At 48.1% G+C, this 17,953-nt stretch carries 15 protein-coding genes and 1 tRNA gene; 4 read left to right on the plus strand and 12 right to left on the minus strand.

The annotated features are described in order from the left end of the window. Positions 1-14: 14 nt before the first annotated feature. Positions 15-548, minus strand: a complete 534-nt coding sequence (locus KW548_07080) for a YbhB/YbcL family Raf kinase inhibitor-like protein (GenBank protein QXX07721.1) — start codon at positions 546-548, stop codon at positions 15-17. Between the two features lie 121 nt (positions 549-669). Beyond that, entirely contained in the window at positions 670-1,350 is a 681-nt protein-coding gene (locus KW548_07085; GenBank protein ID QXX07722.1) for an SDR family oxidoreductase, read from the minus strand. Positions 1,351-1,608: 258 nt separating this feature from the next. On the opposite strand from KW548_07085, the gene KW548_07090 reads away from it, so the two are divergent. After that, complete coding sequence (locus KW548_07090) at positions 1,609-2,535, plus strand: histone deacetylase (protein ID QXX07723.1); 927 nt, start codon at positions 1,609-1,611, stop codon at positions 2,533-2,535. Between the two features lie 9 nt (positions 2,536-2,544). Continuing rightward, positions 2,545-3,027: an NUDIX domain-containing protein gene (locus KW548_07095; GenBank protein QXX07724.1), complete on the plus strand. Its 483-nt coding sequence runs from the start codon at positions 2,545-2,547 to the stop codon at positions 3,025-3,027. A gap of 156 nt (positions 3,028-3,183) precedes the next feature. On the opposite strand, the gene KW548_07100 is transcribed toward KW548_07095, so the two are convergent. Together KW548_07100 and KW548_07105 are read right to left on the minus strand one after the other, a co-directional pair. Next, the gene (locus KW548_07100) at positions 3,184-4,116 is read right to left on the minus strand and encodes a sodium-dependent bicarbonate transport family permease (protein QXX07725.1); all 933 of its coding nucleotides are present in this window, start codon (positions 4,114-4,116) and stop codon (positions 3,184-3,186) included. 3 nt (positions 4,117-4,119) lie between these two features. Then, complete coding sequence (locus tag KW548_07105) at positions 4,120-4,338, minus strand: hypothetical protein (GenBank protein QXX07726.1); 219 nt, start codon at positions 4,336-4,338, stop codon at positions 4,120-4,122. A 117-nt stretch (positions 4,339-4,455) separates the two neighbouring features. Between KW548_07105 and KW548_07110 the strand changes: the two genes are divergently transcribed. Both KW548_07110 and KW548_07115 read left to right on the plus strand, forming a co-directional pair. After that, a complete protein-coding gene (locus KW548_07110) occupies positions 4,456-4,824 on the plus strand; it encodes a LysR family transcriptional regulator (protein ID QXX07727.1) in 369 nt (122 codons plus the stop codon). Continuing rightward, on the plus strand, positions 4,766-5,389 hold the full coding sequence (locus KW548_07115; protein QXX07728.1) for a hypothetical protein: 624 nt from the start codon (positions 4,766-4,768) through the stop codon (positions 5,387-5,389). The genes KW548_07110 and KW548_07115 overlap by 59 nt, the downstream gene beginning before the upstream one ends. A 113-nt stretch (positions 5,390-5,502) precedes the next feature. On the opposite strand, the gene KW548_07120 is transcribed toward KW548_07115, so the two are convergent. The 8 genes from KW548_07120 to KW548_07155 all read right to left on the minus strand — a co-directional run bounded on the left by KW548_07120 (position 5,503) and on the right by KW548_07155 (position 17,939). Continuing rightward, complete coding sequence (locus tag KW548_07120) at positions 5,503-6,234, minus strand: hypothetical protein (GenBank protein QXX07729.1); 732 nt, start codon at positions 6,232-6,234, stop codon at positions 5,503-5,505. A 17-nt stretch (positions 6,235-6,251) separates the two neighbouring features. Beyond that, the gene (locus KW548_07125) at positions 6,252-6,998 is read right to left on the minus strand and encodes a hypothetical protein (protein QXX07730.1); all 747 of its coding nucleotides are present in this window, start codon (positions 6,996-6,998) and stop codon (positions 6,252-6,254) included. Between the two features lie 129 nt (positions 6,999-7,127). Then, positions 7,128-7,880: a hypothetical protein gene (locus KW548_07130; protein QXX07731.1), complete on the minus strand. Its 753-nt coding sequence runs from the start codon at positions 7,878-7,880 to the stop codon at positions 7,128-7,130. 64 nt (positions 7,881-7,944) lie between these two features. Next, positions 7,945-12,252 (minus strand): LysM peptidoglycan-binding domain-containing protein, encoded by a 4,308-nt coding sequence (locus KW548_07135; GenBank protein QXX07732.1) that lies wholly within the window; start codon positions 12,250-12,252, stop codon positions 7,945-7,947. A 546-nt stretch (positions 12,253-12,798) separates the two neighbouring features. Then, positions 12,799-12,889: transfer RNA gene (locus KW548_07140), tRNA-Ser, on the minus strand. Between the two features lie 242 nt (positions 12,890-13,131). Next, positions 13,132-15,261: a TRAP transporter permease gene (locus KW548_07145; GenBank protein QXX07733.1), complete on the minus strand. Its 2,130-nt coding sequence runs from the start codon at positions 15,259-15,261 to the stop codon at positions 13,132-13,134. 31 nt (positions 15,262-15,292) lie between these two features. After that, entirely contained in the window at positions 15,293-16,297 is a 1,005-nt protein-coding gene (locus tag KW548_07150; protein ID QXX07734.1) for a TAXI family TRAP transporter solute-binding subunit, read from the minus strand. Positions 16,298-16,583: 286 nt separating this feature from the next. Next, a complete protein-coding gene (locus KW548_07155) occupies positions 16,584-17,939 on the minus strand; it encodes a sigma-54 dependent transcriptional regulator (protein ID QXX07735.1) in 1,356 nt (451 codons plus the stop codon). Positions 17,940-17,953 lie beyond the last annotated feature (14 nt).

The following is a 17,953-nucleotide window of genomic DNA, read 5'->3' on the forward strand; positions in this document are numbered from 1 at the left end:
CACTCCTCCTTCAATTAGCGGGTATAGGTCGCTGTCAGCGTCGTTTTCGCTATTGCGATGCTATTAAGGGTAAAGCCAACCACAGCCGCCGGTGTATCCTCACCCAATTCCAGCTTCGCTTTTGGTAGTGCCCAAACCGTGAACTGATAACGATGCATACCATCACCCGCAGGTGGACAAGCGCCACCAAAGCCTTTGGTGCCATAGTCAATACGGGTTTCTAAGCCACCTAGTTTGCTGATATCTGCCCCTCTAGGTAGCTGACTGACGCCAGCAGGAATATCGAGTGCAATCCAATGCCAGAAGCCACTTTCGGTCGGCGCATCTGGGTCGTAAGCCGTAATGGCGAAGCTCTTGGTACCCTTTGGTGCGCTTTGCCAGCTTAACTGCGGCGACAAATTATCACCTGAGCATCCCCAGCCAGCAAACTCGAAGGTCTTCTCCATTGGGTGACCTTCCTGAATATCCTGACTGGTTAGATCAAAGGCGAATGTGTTGCCTGACAGCATCAAGCCTGCTGTCATTAGTGCTAATGTGGTGGCTTTCATGTTGAGCTCCTTGGGTCTGATTTTATGTCAGTTTAACGAGCTCAATCTGAATTGTTGGGTCTTAAAGTATCACATTTAATCTAATGTTAGTTAAAAGTGATACTTTTTGTTGATTTTGATATTACCAAGGAAGTGCGCTGCCATCATAGTTGATAAATTTACCAGAGCGGCTGATATCGGCGCTCTCGATAACTTCAACCAGTCCCGCGGCAGAGGTTTGCGTATCAATTAACGCGTTTGGCCCGCCCATTTCTGTTTGTACCCAACCTGGGTGAAGCGCTAAAACGGTGAAACCTTGACTGGAAAGGTCGTTACTCAGGCTTTTCACTACCGAGTTAAGCGCGGCTTTGGATGAGCGGTAAATATAACCACCACCCGACGTATTTTCCGTCATGCTACCCACTTTAGAAGAGAGGCAGGCGATCTTTTTGAGCTGACCTCTTTGTAGATTGGGGAAAAGTGCTTCAACGAGTTTGAGTGGCGCGATGGTGTTAATTTCAAGTACTTTGCGCCACTCGTCGATATCGGTATGACCAAAGCTGTATCCTTTTGGCCCGTAATAGCCAGCATTATTGATCAGTACATCAAGTGCTGGTAGAGCGTTGGCGAACTCACTGAGACCTTGATAATCCGTCACGTCGAACGGATGACACGTCAGGTTGTCACCTTCCAGCTCAAGGAGCTCCTGCGAGCTTTTCTCTGAGCGATAGGTTGCGTGAACCTGCCAGCCTTGAGCAAGATAGTTTTTGACTAAGCTCAGCCCGATACCACGGTTAGCTCCGGTGATTAGAACCGTTTTCATGGAGAACTCCTGTAAAAGTATTTAGGCTATTTTGCTCAGCGGTCAACGTAAAATCAACCAGCCACCACGCAGAGAACAGTATCAGTGAAAACAAAGATATAGCGGCTACTGAACCGACGATGACTCCTAGCAGTACAAACAGTTTTAGACGATGCAAAATCTCAAACTACTTAAATGAAAACTATTACCATTTAAGGTAACTTGAAACCATGATGCAACTTGTTACCATACTAAAAACTCAAATATCGACGGATATCAATGATTCCACTGATTTATCACTCCATCTACTCAGAGCTGCCGTTACCTCAAGGTCACCGATACCCGATCCATAAGTACCGACTGTTATTCAATGAAATCGAAAAAGTGCGTTTTCGTGACGAGCAGTGGCGAACATTTTTTCACTATTGTAAACCCCAAGCGTTGACCCCTGATGAAGTGATTAAAACGCATTGTAAGCAATACGTGTCTGAACTGTTTTCTGGCCACCTGCCTGCAGCTCGGATGCGACGTATTGGTTTTCCGTGGAGTGAGTGCCTTATTGAACGTACGTTGACCTCGGCAGGTGGAACTTGCCTGACGGCTGAAAAAGCGATTGAACATGGTGTGGCTATCCACCTAAGTGGCGGATATCACCATGCGCATTATGATTTTGGCAGTGGGTTTTGTTTACTCAATGATTTGGTTTTGGCGGCGAAACGAGCATTAACCTATGAAAGTATCGACAAAGTGCTGATTGTTGATAGTGACGTTCACCATGGTGATGGAACAGCGACATTATGTGCCGATCACGATGACATAGTAACGCTCTCTTTTCATTGTGATAAAAACTTTCCTGCTCGCAAGCCAGACTCTGATATGGATGTGGCTTTACCCCGTGAAACCTGTGATGAAGAGTTTCTTAGCTCGTTTGCCTCAGTTGTCGAAATGGCGATTAATCTGCATCAACCGGATTTGATCCTTTATGATGCGGGCGTGGACATCCATCAAGACGACGAGCTGGGTTACTTCAATGTTTCTACTCAAGCTATTTACCAACGAGACGTTGCCATGTTTGAGCTGGCAAAGACAAACTCACTTCCGATAGGTTGTGTTGTTGGAGGCGGTTATCGAACGGATCACAGTGAATTGGTACCGATCCACATGCAGTTACTCAATGCGGCCTTTCAGGTCTATGGCAATCAATAAAGGTTAACAATGGAACAGAGAATTCGGGCGGCAGGTATACTCATCGACAATGACGCAATACTGCTTTTGAAAGTCAGAGACTTTACAGGAGAGTATTGGATCCCACCGGGTGGTGGCATGGAAGAGGGCGACAGAAGCTCAAAAGATTGCGTCGTGAGGGAATTTAAAGAAGAGGCTGGGCTAGATATTGAAGCCGGAGAACTGATTTGTGTACGTGAGTTTCTTGAAACACACAGAAACCGTTATCACTCCGAATTCTTCTATCATGTCTCACGCTATCATGGTGAGCCTCATATCGAGAACCTTGCAGGGCTTAACGATGAAGAATACATCCAGTCTGTGCAATGGGTGCCATTATCTGAACTGAACGACAAGCGGATGTATCCGAAAGAGCTTAAAGATAAAGTACTGGAACTGATTAAGACCGAGAGCTTTTCTACTCATCTTGGCAGTTACGCGCAAGGGGATCAGGAAGAACTCAATCAGCTATAGATTGGGTGGTATTGTGTGGATGATAGCAGGGCACCTGCAAGCCTTCGAACATACAGACCGACCAAGCGGCGCGCAAAGTTTTAGGTTTATCGCCGTCTTGGTCTATTGAAGCAGGGTGATGAAAATCCTCATCACCTCGGTTAAAGCACGCACTAATTAGCTGCCCACGTGCTGCCCAACGGCAATAAAGAAAGGGACATTAAACAAAACGTTGAAAGGGAAAGTGATCCCAAGTGACGCGGTAATCGACATGCCCGAGTTCGCTTCCGGTAAACTCTCTTTCATCGCTGCTGGTACGGCGATATAAGAAGCACTGGCTCCCAATACTGCCATTAGGGTAATGCCTCCGGCACTTAATTGTAGTGCTAGGCCAAGGGCTGTACCTGCGATACCTCCGAGCATTGGCATTAAAACCGCAAAGCTGACTAAAAACAGGCTATTTTTTTTCAACGCAGTTAACTGTTTGCCAGCCGTTAGGCCCATTTTCAACAGGAACAAAGCTAATACACCAGAGAACAGTTCTATAAACAATGGAGAGAGTTTGTGTACACTTTCCCCTCCAATATAGCCGATGATTAAGCTACCCATCATAAGAAGAATACTGGGGTTAGCGATTAGTTCCTTGCGGATAAACGCCGTGTTGATATGCCTCAGGCTTCCTTTTGCTAATAAAAGACCGACCAGAATGGCGGGCATTTCGAGTAAAACGACAAAAAGTGGGAAGTAAGCTTCATAACTGATGTTTGCTGCCTCTAGTAAGGCGACGGCGACGGCATAGGTTGCGACACTTACAGAACCGTAATGGGCTGCAATCGCACCAGCATTGATGTTATCCAACTGACCGAAAAACCTAAGTATTGGATAAGCCACTAATGGAATAGTAAGGCCAAATGCCACTACCGCCACTGACATAGTGAGAAGGTCGGGGTCAAGATGCTTTTGCAGCGCTATGCCTCCCTTGAGACCAATGGCGATCATTAAAACCAGACTGAGCGCTTTATACAGATTTTCGGGGAATGGGATCTTAGCTCCCACCAATTGAATGACGATACCGAGAATGAAAAATGCAACGACCGCATCTATGACCATGATTTATTTGCCCTTGCTCAAGTACGGCACAGCGACTGTGTGAGTACTGAACCCCATTTTACGTATACAAGATATGACTGCGTTCAACGAGGTGAACCCCATCAGTGCTACGGCGATAGCGACGAAGCCAGATGGCTTATAACCTATTGATACACCGTAAAAATAAAACATAGTCAACATAACAATAGTGATCGCTGACAGGGCTATATTTCGATAATTCATAACAGTCTCCTTAAATTTTCAGAGCATGTTACTTCTAAATTTAAATAGATTAAAATAGATAATATTAATAAAAATAATCTACTTTTATCTATGTTAAAAGTTGTTGTCGGAGGGATTATGGCGTCCAGGCTACACGCATATATCGGAACGTTTCGTCAGTTGGAAATTTTGCTCGCAGTTTATGAAGGGGGCAGCATAAAATCGGCAACAGAGACGCTGTTTTTAACTCAGCCGACGGTTTCTATGCAGCTAAAAAAGCTAACAGAAGCGATCGGTCTGCCACTTTATCAACAGGTAGGCAAAAAAATGAAGTTTACCGATGCTGGTCTGGCAACGGTAGAAACGGCAAAAAAAAATACTACACAGTTGCGAAGAATTGGACATGCGTCTTTCCAGTTTGAGGGGACTGGAATCAGGAACCCTGAGGTTGGCTGTTACCACGACGGCCAAGTATTTCACACCGCACCTACTGGGGCCATTTCGTGAGCGCTATCCGGGGATAGATATTCAGCTCACGATAGCCAACAGGCAGCAAGTTATTGATCGTTTTGAAAATGGAGTCGATGACTTTTACGTGTTTAGCCATTTACCAGACAGCCAGGAGCTTGAAAAGATAGAGTTCATGTCAAACGATCTCGTTGCGATCGCAGAAGCCAGTCATCCTTTTGCCCAAAAAAAGAGCGTTTCGCTGGAAGAATTCTGTGAGGAGGATTTTCTCATTCGTGAGGTTGGCTCAGGGACAAGATATGCAACAGAAGCATTCTTTAAAGACCAGCCGTATCAGCCCAACATTAAAATGACTATAGCCAGCAACGAAGCCATCATTCACTCGGTATTATCGCGACTGGGTGTTTCGATTCTGTCGGCACATACTTTGGCTTTTGGTAACGTCTACAATGTAAAAGTGGTTAACGTGGAATCCTTACCCATTAAAACTAAATGGTCGTTTTACTGGGCGAAAAATACACCTTTATCACCACTCGCTAAAGTTTTCCTCAACTATGTAGAGACTGAAGGCAGAGAGATAATGCAGAAAGTCAGTCAGCTTTAAACTGTTACAAAGCTTATAAACTGATTCAATTAAGGTTCCAGCCTTATGATTCACCACCAATCGCTGAACCCCAGTACGCACATAGGCTCCCTGTTTAGGGAGCCTGTGAAAATTTACTCTTCTTCTATAACAGTAACTAATTGCCTGAGGTGTTGTAGAAACTGCTTTTGCTCTTTAGGTGAGGCGGCATAGCGAGAAAAATAAAATATCCTATTTTCACGATAAATAGCTTCCATCTTTTCACCTTCTACTTCAGGGTCAATCATTGGTGACATATGCCATTGTAAAAGTCCGTTTTTATAACGGCATTCTGGAACAATATAAATTCTATAATTTGTATGGGGAGGGAAAGGGCGTACTCGCTGCCTAGGTCTATTGACCACTCCAGCCATTTTAAACGACATTAATAGCCCAGCGCCGGCACCAACAAACATCATCGGCCCCACCAGCACCACTCCAATAATCGAAATAGCAACGCCCACATAGCCCGAGTAGCGTAAGGCAGCAAAGCAGGCGTCAGGGACCAGAGTCAGCTCGGTGACTATCATGCCTTTTTCGGTTAAGGTCACGGTTTGTTTTACATCTGGGTTACCGGCGTAATATAAGTAGCTACCAATGGCAAAAACGCACAACGAGGCAACAAGAATGCCTAACCATGAGAGTTGGTATCCTATCCAAAAAAACATACAAGCCCCGAGTATCCAAGTGAAAATATCGCCATAATCGGTAGCGGGTACTTTTACTACTTCAAATTGATACACAACCTTGGCCTCTTGTACCGCTTGCTGCTGAGCGTGTTGATACTCTGGGGTTAGCTCCGGTAACGAGTCGACAGACACATACATCAGTGAGGCCCCATCAACTACACCTGATGGTAGTAGTCTTCATGTTCAACTTTGATGAACCTCTTCAAGTGGCGCATCATTTCTATTTGCTCCTGCTCTGTACTGGCATAGGTCAGGAAATAAAATTCTTTGTTATCGCTGAACAGGTCATCTTTTTCACCACCGTCATTTTCTAGCTTTATACGAGGCACGACTCGCCGAAGAATGAGGTTATTTTTGAACTTCATACATTGATTGTCCGCCATTTCATATTCAATGTTAGGGTTGAAAGGGCGAACTCTGATTCTAGGTTGATTAGTAACCCCAGCCATTTTAAACGACATTAACAGCCCAGCGCCGGCACCAACAAACATCATCGGCCCCACCAGCACCACTCCAATAATCGAAATAGCAACGCCCACATAGCCTGAGTAGCGTAAGGCAGCAAAGCAGGCGTCAGGGACCAGAGTCAGCTCGGTGACTATCATGCCTTTTTCGGTTAAGGTCACGGTTTGTTTTACATCTGGGTTACCGGCGTAATATAAGTAGCTGCCTAAAGCAAAAGCAAATAAGGTAAATACGGTCATTCCAAGCCAGTCTAATTGGGAACCAACCCACACAATCAGGCCAAATAATGCTAGCCATATCGATATTGCCCAATAATCAATAGGTGGCACTTTGACTACTTCAAATTGATAGACCACCTTGGCCTCTTGTACCGCTTGCTGCTGGGCGTGTTGATACTCTGGGGTTAGCTCCGGTAACGAGTCGACAGACACATACATCAGTGAGGCCCCTCCATTGGTAGTTGATACGTTAGATTCAGGGGGACGTTCTACTCAGCTTTTGATTCACCACCAATCGCTGTCCCCCAGTACGCACACAGGCTCCTTGTTTAGGGAACCTATGACTATTTACTCTTCCTCGACAATGTTAATAAAGGGGGTTAAGTGTTTTACTATTTGAGCTTGCTCTTCATGCGAAGCGGCATAACTTAAGAAGTAGAAGTTTCGTTGAGTGTGATAAGGGTCTTCTTCACCGTCATCATAACTATCAGTATCATCCATTTCGATCATTGGAGACATATGCCACTGAACAAGGCCATGTTTATATTTTATGGCAGGTGCAATAAAAAATTCGTAATTAAGCATAGAGTTAAATGGCAACACTCGCTGCCTAGGTCTATTGACCACTCCAGCCATTTTAAACGACATTAATAGCCCAGCGCCGGCACCAACAAACATCATCGGCCCCACCAGCACCACACCGATAATCGAAATAGCAACGCCCACATAGCCTGAGTAGCGTAAGGCAGCAAAGCAGGCGTCAGGGGCCAGAGTTAGCTCGGTGACTATCATGCCTTTTTCGGTTAAGGTCACGGTTTGTTTTACATCTGGGTTACCAGCAAAATAGCAATACGTCAGAAAGCCTCCGGAAAACAATATAACAAGAAGAACACCTGCCCATAGACCGTCTTGCACTGCGATCCACATCATCCATAAGGAAAATAAGCCAAACAACGTCCATATAAAAATTGTGCCGTAATCGTTGGGACGCTGTCTTACGATTTCAAATTGATAGACCACTTTGGCCTCTTGTACCGCTTGCTGCTGGGCGTGTTGATACTCTGGGGTCAGCTCCGGTAACGAGTCGACAGACACATACATCAGTGAGGCCCCTCCATTGGTACTGGATACGTTAGATTCAGTGGTCGCATAAGGCTATTCCTCTTTACTCTGGTTTTTTACTGGCTGGCGCTGGGTGGGTTGGCATGGGGGGCAGCCGCAACTGAACCTGATGGGTTGGCATCAGTGATAGCTTTGACTCCGCGAGCGCTGGCATGGTTTTGTGCTCGCTGACCCCCGCTAAGGTTTGCGCCTGATAGACGCTAACCAGTGCATTGCCGTTATCATACGGGTTATTGGCATGGCGACCAACAAACACGTTGAGTCTTTCTTGTCTGATGGTCCCTTGCCCTTGCGCCACTAGGTGTTGCAGTGGTTGAGGTAAAGGTAAGTGGTAGCGGCACAGGGTCGGCTCATTTTTATCGCGTGTTACTTGGCCGCTGAATAAGGTGTGAGCGGTAAAGTTCTGATAATCCGAGGGCGGAAAGCCGCTTTCGATGCACAGGGTCACGGCTTCATTGGCATAAGCGTTGGGCAGCAGGATGGTCATCTCTTGTTTAAAATAGACGGTCGCGCTGTTGCTTGCCCCCGCTCTATCAATACGTCGCGCAGTGGTGCGAAACTGGATTGACGGCTGGTTAAGCAAAGCCAGTAAGGCGTGGTATTCATCCACAGCGCTGCGGTTAAAGTCTGGCTCTTTGCCCCATATTGAATGGCGCAGCCAGGTTTCCAGCGGGGTTCGTTTAGTCAGCAACAGCAGTATGGTCACTGCGGCATACAAAGCCGCGCCCCAGAAGTTAATGGCTAACATCCAACCTTTTAATACTTCACCGACGAATATCAGGCCTAAACGAGTTCTTAGCGAGTTGTAGACCAATCCACCCCAACTTGCAAATTGCCCAGCCAGAGCCACGCCTTTACCAAACAATAAGAATCTTTCTGTCGAACTTTTTGATGACGAGAAATCTTCTACGACTTGCCAGCCTTCTAGACCCGCGGCGATCACCCCTGCTGCGCCGGCAATCAGTGAGTGGGCAATATAGCGCTGAGCGTTAAGAACATCTGCAATTTTCACACCTTCCATCTTACTGGTTTTGAGTGTCTTTAGCGTATTCTCCATTACACCACTTTTGCCTTGGATTTTACTCAGTGATAGCCCTTTTAGCACCACGCCTGTGTTATTAACAAACCACGCGATACTGTAACCTACGGTGGTTTGTTGGCGACGCGTATCCGGGTAAGGGGCCGACTTTTCCATCTCTTGCAGGGTTTGTATTTGTGAGGTGATATTAATTAGGTTGAGGGACGCCACCACCAAATCCGTGCCGCCAAGGCGGTCAAAGGCATGGCTGACCGAGCTCGCGGCGTTGCTGAAGGTGTATTTGCCAACGGTTTGGCTCTGGTATTCGCTGAACACTGGTGGGATAGACTCCACATAGCGACTGATTTGTTTGTTTATCTGACGTAACGACGTCGACATTCGGCGATAGTCTGGTGAGTCAGCAGGGAGCTTGGACAAGGCAGTATTGGTACTGTGCGCTTCCATTAACAACTGGTGGTAACGGCCATTGGCCGCTTGGGTTTGAGCGCTAAGGCCCTCGTTAAGAAACACCTTACCCTGACTCAATTGAGCTTGCCCCCACAGCGACATTGCCATGGCGCGCCGCGCCGACAAACCGGGCAGTTTCATCACGCGGTTAATGATACGAAAACGCAGCATTTGTAGGCTGCGCACCGCTTTATCCCCTTTGTCTTTGACCGCCTGTGTGGCCTGATTGATTTGCCTTTCAAGGGGGATGAGTAAGCTCTTCGTCGCCGTAAACAAGGCCGAATTGGGGTCGCTGAACCCAATTACATCGTTAAACGCCGAGATAAACCCGCTTAGCGGGATACGTGTTTGACCAGTAAAATCCGAGAAGGTCACGCCACCGAGCAGTGGTTCGGTGGCGGCATAAATCTCCGACGAGAATCCGTACACCGCCAAGCCTAATAAGTTATCCGGTTCGGTGAGCAATTCATCGATGCTGTCGCTCAACTCGGGCACCTGCTGGGCACTCAATTCGAGTTCATTGAGCGTCGCATCCATCAGGGTACTTAGCACTCGGTGGTGGGCATGATCGCCGACGTCGAGGCCAAAGCGCCGCGGGTCGGTGCCTAAGGCGGTGATGGCCTTTATCACATGGGGGGCGTCGTGCTTTATCATGGCGACGCTATGATGAAGGGTGCTTAGGTAGTCTTTGTAGAAGGTGTCTAAGTCTGCCCAGTTGACTTGGCGGTGCGCTTTGCGCCGTTCAACATACTCTCTAAAGCGTGACTCGAGTAGAGCTGGTGCAATACCGTATTGATTGAGTCTGGCTCTGGCTTCAGGGTAGGCGGCGATAATGGGTTGCGCTTCTAAGGCCAAACTGGCGCCCCAATTGCCGACGGCATTACCGTTCTTCAATTGCGCTTGATAGTAGTGGTACTCCAAGCAGGTATCTAGGTCTTGCTCGACCTCAACCACCTTGTCGACCGGGACATTATCTAAGGTGCCCGGTGGCAGGGAAATGCGCACCAAGCTCCGAATGGCTTCCGCCACCACGATTTTTCGCTGCGTGTGGTCGTCTTGCAACAAGGGCAATACTGATTGCGCCAAGCGCAGATACAAGTCGGTGAAGTCAGCCAAGGGGTCATCCAAAGCGACAAAATGGTGGGCGCACAAGAGGGGCGCTTGATACTGGTAGCTGATGAGGGACGCGGGCTGCAGTGGGGTGATGAGCCCTTGTTCATCGGCTTCGGTGACGGTGGGAGAAGCGCAGGTCAAATAATACGCGCTTAAGTCTTCGTGGCCGACGTCGGCCACTTCTTTTGAGATTTGTTCAATCGGCAGACGATGGGTTGGGGCGGTGATATCGCGCAGCCAGGCTTGTCTTGCTTGCTGGCTCTCTGGGGTATTGCCTGTGTAGAAATCTTGCAGGTTTTGTGTCCAGCGCTGGCTCGCATAACCGATAAAATAGGGCCGGCCAGTTTGATAAAGCACGTAAGCGTGTGGCTTTTCAGCGTCTGCGTTATATCGCGTTTCGGCCAGGTCGCCAACAAAACGGTAGAACTCGCCTTTGACGACTTGGTATTCGGCCACCGACCAGACGTCGGTTTTTGGGTCTTGGCTTAGGGCATAGAGCCAGCCATCGCGCAGCTGCCGTAAGGTATAAGGGAGTTTGTCTGAACGCAGCACGCCGCCCGGGAAGAGCGCGGTGTCAGTGATGGGGTTAAGCCCTTTGACTACCTCATCATTGAGTGTGTCTAGGTTTCGGTTGTCGATGGCGTAGCGCACCGGAGCCAAGGCGGCAAAGGCACTTTGATTCGCCGTGGCGACCTTCACCACGGGAAACGGTTTTTCACGGGCAATGCGGTCTATCGAGAGCAGCCCTTCACTGAGCCGGGCGGTGAAGGCTGGGTAACCGACATCCAGCGCATGGTTGTACACCCTCACGGGCTCGGTATAGATGACCGCCCCCTTGTCCAGTGGCGATAATGGCAACGTCGGGTTTAAGGTTTGTAAGGTTTCAAGAGTGACGCCGTGCTGCTGAGCAATCTGCTCTAGGGTTTCCCCTTGAGCCGCCTGATGAGCGGCTCGGCGACTAACCTCTTCTACGATTGGCCCTTTGGTCAAAGGGATGATGGCGTCCATATCGAGCTGGACGCCATGCTCATTTAAAAAGGCCGCGTCTACCGCCGACATGGCTTGGTCATCCATGGCGTGTCGGCTAAACAGCAAGTGCTGGTTGACCACCACCTGACCCTCTCGTTTCCACAGGGCTAAGACAAAGTCGCTGCCAAACTGGCTTCTAGGCTCTGGATTCATCGCCCCCGCAGTGCTTTGCGTGACCAAAAAGTGATACCGAGTGTCGCCTTGGAAGCGGTATTCATGCAGCAGTTCACCATCAACAAAATGGTACAAATAGCCTTCGGTCGGTAAGCCGAGCATTTCGCCGATTTGGATGGCGGGGCGAATGGGCACAAACGCGTATTCGATAGTGAGGTGGTCTTTGTCTTGAGGCAGGATGTCTGACCAACGGAGTTCGGCATTGACCGGAAGCGGGGCTTTGCTTCCGACCCACAATTGTTGGGTTTCTTGCTTGTCTATCGAGACAATGCTGCGGGTATGAGGGCCATTGGCGACTTGACGCCATTGAGAGAACCGGCTTTCTTGTGCGGTCTTGCCTAGCAGGCTGCCTATGTGTGGCTCGACTGCCTTGCTGTACAAACTCATCTCGCACGCGTATTCGACCGCGTAAGCGAAGGCTGGCTCTTTCTCTTCGGGTGGAGAAATGGTTGGCATCGGGCCAGCCGATTTCTCTTCAATAATCGGTTTGTAGCCAGCCCTCATATGAGGTCTTTTGGTTTTAAACGGGTCGGGGTATTTACGCTCCATGTCCATGCCCTCTGTCGAAAGTTGAGAGGGAGTGTAGGCGCGTACGTTGTAGGCAAAGAGTTAATTATTGGTGATTTATTCTAAATTATTTTATTGGTAGATTTCCATTCAACGTTATATGTAAACAATGCTAATCAAAGTAGTATATTACTCTTCATGGCTAACGCTTTTTCAAGGCGTGTTTTCATCCCCCATCTGTGTTGACCCCAGCCCCTTGAGCTTAATACGTACTGAAATCACCACACCAGAACAGGTGTCGATGTGTTTTGTTTGAGTATTGTAACGAGCAAATTTCAGGGCAAGAATGGATGAGGTTACGATTGGCTAACTGTTAGCGTATTACGACAGTGGTTTGTATGACTTTCTTAGCTCACAGGAAGGTTATGGTGTCAAAACGAAGGTCGAAATTTAAGGCGCATGGTCAAACAAAGGTGGGGTAGTAAAAGCTGGTTGGGAGCAGCACGTTGATTCAGTCAATCTTACTTGATCAAGTGCACCCAGATATGAAAAAAGCCGCTAATTGCTTAGCGGCTTTTTTACTGAATGTGGCGGAGAGATAGGGATTTGAACCCTAGATACGCTATTAACGTATGCCGGTTTTCAAGACCGGTGCTTTCAACCACTCAGCCATCTCTCCGTTGTTGAGGCGAATAATATAGAGGTTGGTTTTTCTTGTAAACCCCTAATTTTACTGATTGCTTTAATTGTGAGCACTTGAGGCAGAAAACTAGAGCAAGTGCGTGTTTTTAGACCAAATCTAACGAATAAACAGAGGGTTATTCGATTGAGAAGGGTAGAAAAGAGGTTCGCCGAGAGTAACAAAGCGCTGTGATCATCACAGCGCACAGAAGTTAAGTTCTTCTTTAGGCAGCCATACTGTCAGCTAGAAGAAATAGGTTGTTGGATTGGCGTGGGCTGGTCATGTTTTCGGCTGTACCATACGAAACCGATCAATATCCCACAACAGGCTAAGCGCACACTCATCGGGGTTTCAGGCCAAACCAGAGCACAGCCTATCACGATGAGTAAAAGCCGCATGAGCAGATGGACTTTTCCTTCCAGATAGCCTTCCATGGCTCCAACAAATGCATAAGTGCCTAAAATGGCGAACAACCCGGCCTCAAGTACTGACATCGTATCCCAACTGATGATGCCACTGTAGGCAATAAGCAGAGGGACCAAATATAAACCCTTGGCGATTTTCCACGCCGTAAAGCCGGTTCGCATTGGTGGCGTGCGGGCAATGGTTGCAGCGGCAAAGGCGGTTAAACATACCGGTGGCGTGACATTGCTATCTTGCGATAACCAGAAAATGATCAGATGAGCGGACAGTAAAGCTAAACTGACGGTTTCAAGCCCCAAGCTTTGCTCCAGTAGTGTCTGCATAAAATCAGCTGGAACTTGGGAGAGCAGTTGTTGAGCTGTTTCCAGTGACATAGGGGCGGCTAGTGTGGTGAGTTGATCAGGTGTGATGAGCATAAAGATAGACATGGCTTCTTGGGGCAGTTGGCCTGCCATCATCAGGTCGAGTAGTTGTTTTTCGGCCAGTAATTCGTATAGCGCTGGGGCAGACAGTGTGCCGAGCACAATGTAGGAAGCAGTGACAGGCAAACCCATACCCAGAATCAAAGAGGCCAGAGCCACAAACAGCAGCATCAGCAGCAGTTGTCCGTTAGCCCAGTGATGGATCATCAGTGAGAAGGTGTTGCCAATGCCTGTAGTACTGATGACATTCACCACTAACCCAATGCCGACTAAAAGCACCGCGGTCGTTGCCATGTTTTTTGCCCCTTGCGCCAATGCCTCGTAAATAGCACTAGGGCCCATTTTGTGATGTTTTGAAAACCACGACGCGACGACAACAGACAAAATGGATAATCCGGCGGCATAAGTTGGCGTGAATCCTTGCACCAGTAGCGTCACCAATACTGCCAATGGAATCAGGTTGTGCCAACCAGAGGCCAAGACGCGGATCAATGATTCGCCACCTGTCGATTCTTTTTGTACGCCGCTGCGTTTGGCTTCAATCCGCACGAAGAAAGCGACAGACAGAAAATAGATCAATGCCGGTAGGAGAGAGACCAAGATGATATCGACATAGGGGATTTGTGTGTAAGAGGCCATGATAAATGCACCGGCCCCCATGACAGGTGGCATCAGCTGTCCTCCGGTTGATGCGGCGGCCTCTACACCAGCGGCGAATCGCGGCGGAAAGCCTGCTTTTTGCATCAGAGGGATGCTGATAACGCCCGTGGAAACGGTATTGGCGACACTTGACCCCGATACTGAACCCATTAAACCTGAGCCAATGACGGCAATAAACCCAGGTCCACCGATCACTTTTCCAGCCGCCGCTTTCGCTACGGCAAGGATGTAGTCGCCAACGCCCGATCGGACCAGAAAGGCACCAAACAAAATGAACATGAAGACAAATGTCCAGCTTATGCGAGAAATGGGGCCGAACATCCCCTCTGATGAATAAAAGCTGCGAAAAAGCAGGGTCTCAAAACTCAATCCAGGGAAGTGGAATAAACCCGTTGTCCATTTCCCCCACAGTACGACATAACTAAGACAGACAAGGATTAGTAGCGGAATGAACCAGCCCATGGTGCGGCGTATGAGTTCTATGACGATAGCGATCGCCAGGATGGAAAACAACCAGTCGCTGGCAATAAAGCTCATGCCACGTTCATAGAGGGCATCTTCGGCAAACGGGAGATAAATCACACATGCGAGGATGGCGATGACAAGCCCAATATCGACGCCAAGAGCTGCGCGACTTCGCTTAAAGCGCCCATGCGCTGGATACCAGAGTGCACATATGATGGCGAAACCAGCAAAGTGAATGGCTGAAATCCATAATTCTGGTAGCGTTGCGACGGTATTAAACCAGACGTGCAATAAAGAGAGAACCACACTAAGTGTCGTGATGACTTTGCCAACTAATGGAAAATCATCACGTGTCGGCAGGGCAAACTTTTGCAGTTCTTGTTGAAGTGGATCCTTCATAACAAACTCCATTCGTACAGGTTAGGGCGGCTTAACGCGCGATCAATTCCGCTGGAAGCTCAATACCCATTTCTCGGTAGTAACGAGCTGCACCAGGGTGTAGGGGAACGGGCAGTCCGGAGATGCTCTTTTCTAACGCCATCGCTTTGGTTGCCTTGTGAATACCTTGCAGGAAAGGCAAATTCTCGTAGATGGTTTTCGTTAGTTGATAAACGTCTTCTTCAGGGATATCGTCACGCACGGCGAGAAAATTCGGCTGTGCAATGGTCGTGATGGGTTTATCTAAGTTCGGATAGGTGTTGGCGGGTATCTCATACTTGGTCCAGATGTCATATTCTCGGTTTGCTTGTTTGATTTGTTCATCAGTGAAAGATAGGATTTGAATGTCATTGCCAAGCGCTGCAAATGCTTGAGTGACTGCGCCGACAGGTACACCCGCAGGCGTATTCATACCATCAATGGTGCCGTTTTGCAGTGCGCTGGCGCTACCGCCATAACCCATAAAGGCAAGTTTGAACTCTTCTGGGTTGATGGCCAGACTTTGCATGATCTGACGCCCTGAGTTCTCTGTCCCTGAGCTTTTTTTACCGATAGAAAACTTTTTGCCTTGTAGTTTTTCAAGATCGCTTATGGTCCCTGTTTGCGCGATATCTGAACGGACAATAAAATGCTCTACGTTTTGCCATAGCATGGACACTGACCGCAGCTGAGTTTGGCTGCTTTTATACGGTCCTGCGCCCTTCCAAGCCCAAGCGCCATACAACCCTTGCAAAATCGCAAACTGTGCCTGATTGTCATTAAGAAGCTTAATGTTTTCTCCCGAGCCAGCTGAACTGATAGCAGCCAATGAAAAGTGTTGTTTGGGAGCGAGTTTCACCTTACTTAATGTTGCCAGTGCTACGCCTACTGGGTAGAAAGTGCCACCAGTTGAAGCGGTTGCAAGAATGTAACTGCGCTCGCTAGCAAGCGTTGATTGGGTAAACGCCAATGCACTTAGTGTGAGTACAGTGGTGGTGAAGATGTTTTTTAACGTCATGATGATGCTCCGTATCATGTGGTGTGCTTAAAGCGGAAAACTTACCTAGAGCAAGCAAAATGCCAAAACTTAACTAATTGTTACTAAAGGTTTTTTTGTTTAATTTAGTGGTTTATAAGCATTTAATTGCTTATTGGGAGGGATTGCCATAAGCAAAAAATGGCCTATCAAAGGGAGAGGGTAACCAATGAGATGTCAGGGGCTAAACAACCAGCCCACGGTGACGTAGCCGCTGATAGGCAGCACATTGAGATAAGCCAATTTTTGCCTATCGGCTGCGAACACACTAAGAGGGCGTATAGTCACTTCGGTTTAGCGCATATTTGACCATCTTTTGGTTGAGAGTTCGTCTGGGTAAATCGAGCTCTTCCAGCACATCATTGATGCGTCCCTGATGGCGCTTCAACGCTTCGTGGAGAATTTTTCTTTCGAAGCTTTGCATCTGAATGGCGAGCGGCAAACCTTGCTTGATGCCGGCTGTGGTCGTTTGTGGACGGCATGAGAGAATGTCTCCAACGGTTAGAGAATCATCCAGTGCAAAACGAATCGCGACATTGCGTAGCTCACGAACATTGCCTGGCCAAGGGTAGCTGAGCAACATTTGTTGGTCAGCAGGGCTGGGACGTCGGGTGTTGGTATTGGCTTCCTGAGTAAAATGTTCAAACAGCAGTAAAGCGTCTTCCTCGCGGTCTTTCAAAGCGGGTAAATAAAGCTGGGCGATATTCAAACGGTAAAACAGATCTGGGCGAAATTCAGAGTGGTTTAGCAAGTCACATTTAGCAGCGGAGATCACGCGTAAGTTAACCGCTTTAGCATGGTTACTGCCCACGCGTTCAACGGTGTTTTCTTGCAGCGCGCGCAACAGCTTAACTTGCATTGCCAAAGGTAGGCTTTCAATTTCATCCAGAAATAAAGTGCCTTTGTCAGCAAACTCTATCTTGCCGATGCGCCGCTTGGCAGCCCCGGTAAAAGCACCAGCTTCGTGACCAAACAACTCACTTTCAAATAGGTTATCCGGTATTGCACCGCAATTGAGTGGAACGAATGGGTGCGGCTGTCGGGTGCTGAAGTGATGCAGACAGTAAGCGACCAATTCTTTTCCGCACCCTGTATCACCATAAATAATGACGTTGGTATCAATGCTGGCGATTTTCTGCACCTGTTCACGCAGTTCACACATTACCCGACTGCGTCCTATCAATATCTGTTCTATGCCTTCAAGGCTTTGTAGGTAGGTCTGCCGTGACCGCCATTTTTGCGATTCGATATAGGGTTGGATGGCTTGGTTGACGGTCTGTGCTAAGCGCTCAGGTTCGAACGGTTTTTCGATAAAATCGTAAGCGCCCTGTTGCAGAGCGTTGACTGCCATGTCGACATCACCATGTCCAGTGATCAGGATCACTGGAATATCAGGAGCTTGCTGCTTCACTTGCTGTAGCAACTCTAAGCCGTCGATGCCAGGTAAGCGAACATCACTGATGATTGCCATGAATTCGTGTTGAGTAATGGCGGCGAGTGCCGCCGTACCATTGTCAAAGGTGGTAAGTTCAAAGCCAGCCAGTTGAAGCCATTGTGCTGTCGTCTGACGAACGATGGGATCGTCCTCGATCAGCACGATAGGGTGTTTAGTTGTTTGTTGCATATCTACGCCGTTGT

The sequence above is a fragment of the Vibrio neptunius genome, assembly GCA_019339365.1.
GTDB classification, from domain to species: domain Bacteria; phylum Pseudomonadota; class Gammaproteobacteria; order Enterobacterales; family Vibrionaceae; genus Vibrio; species Vibrio neptunius.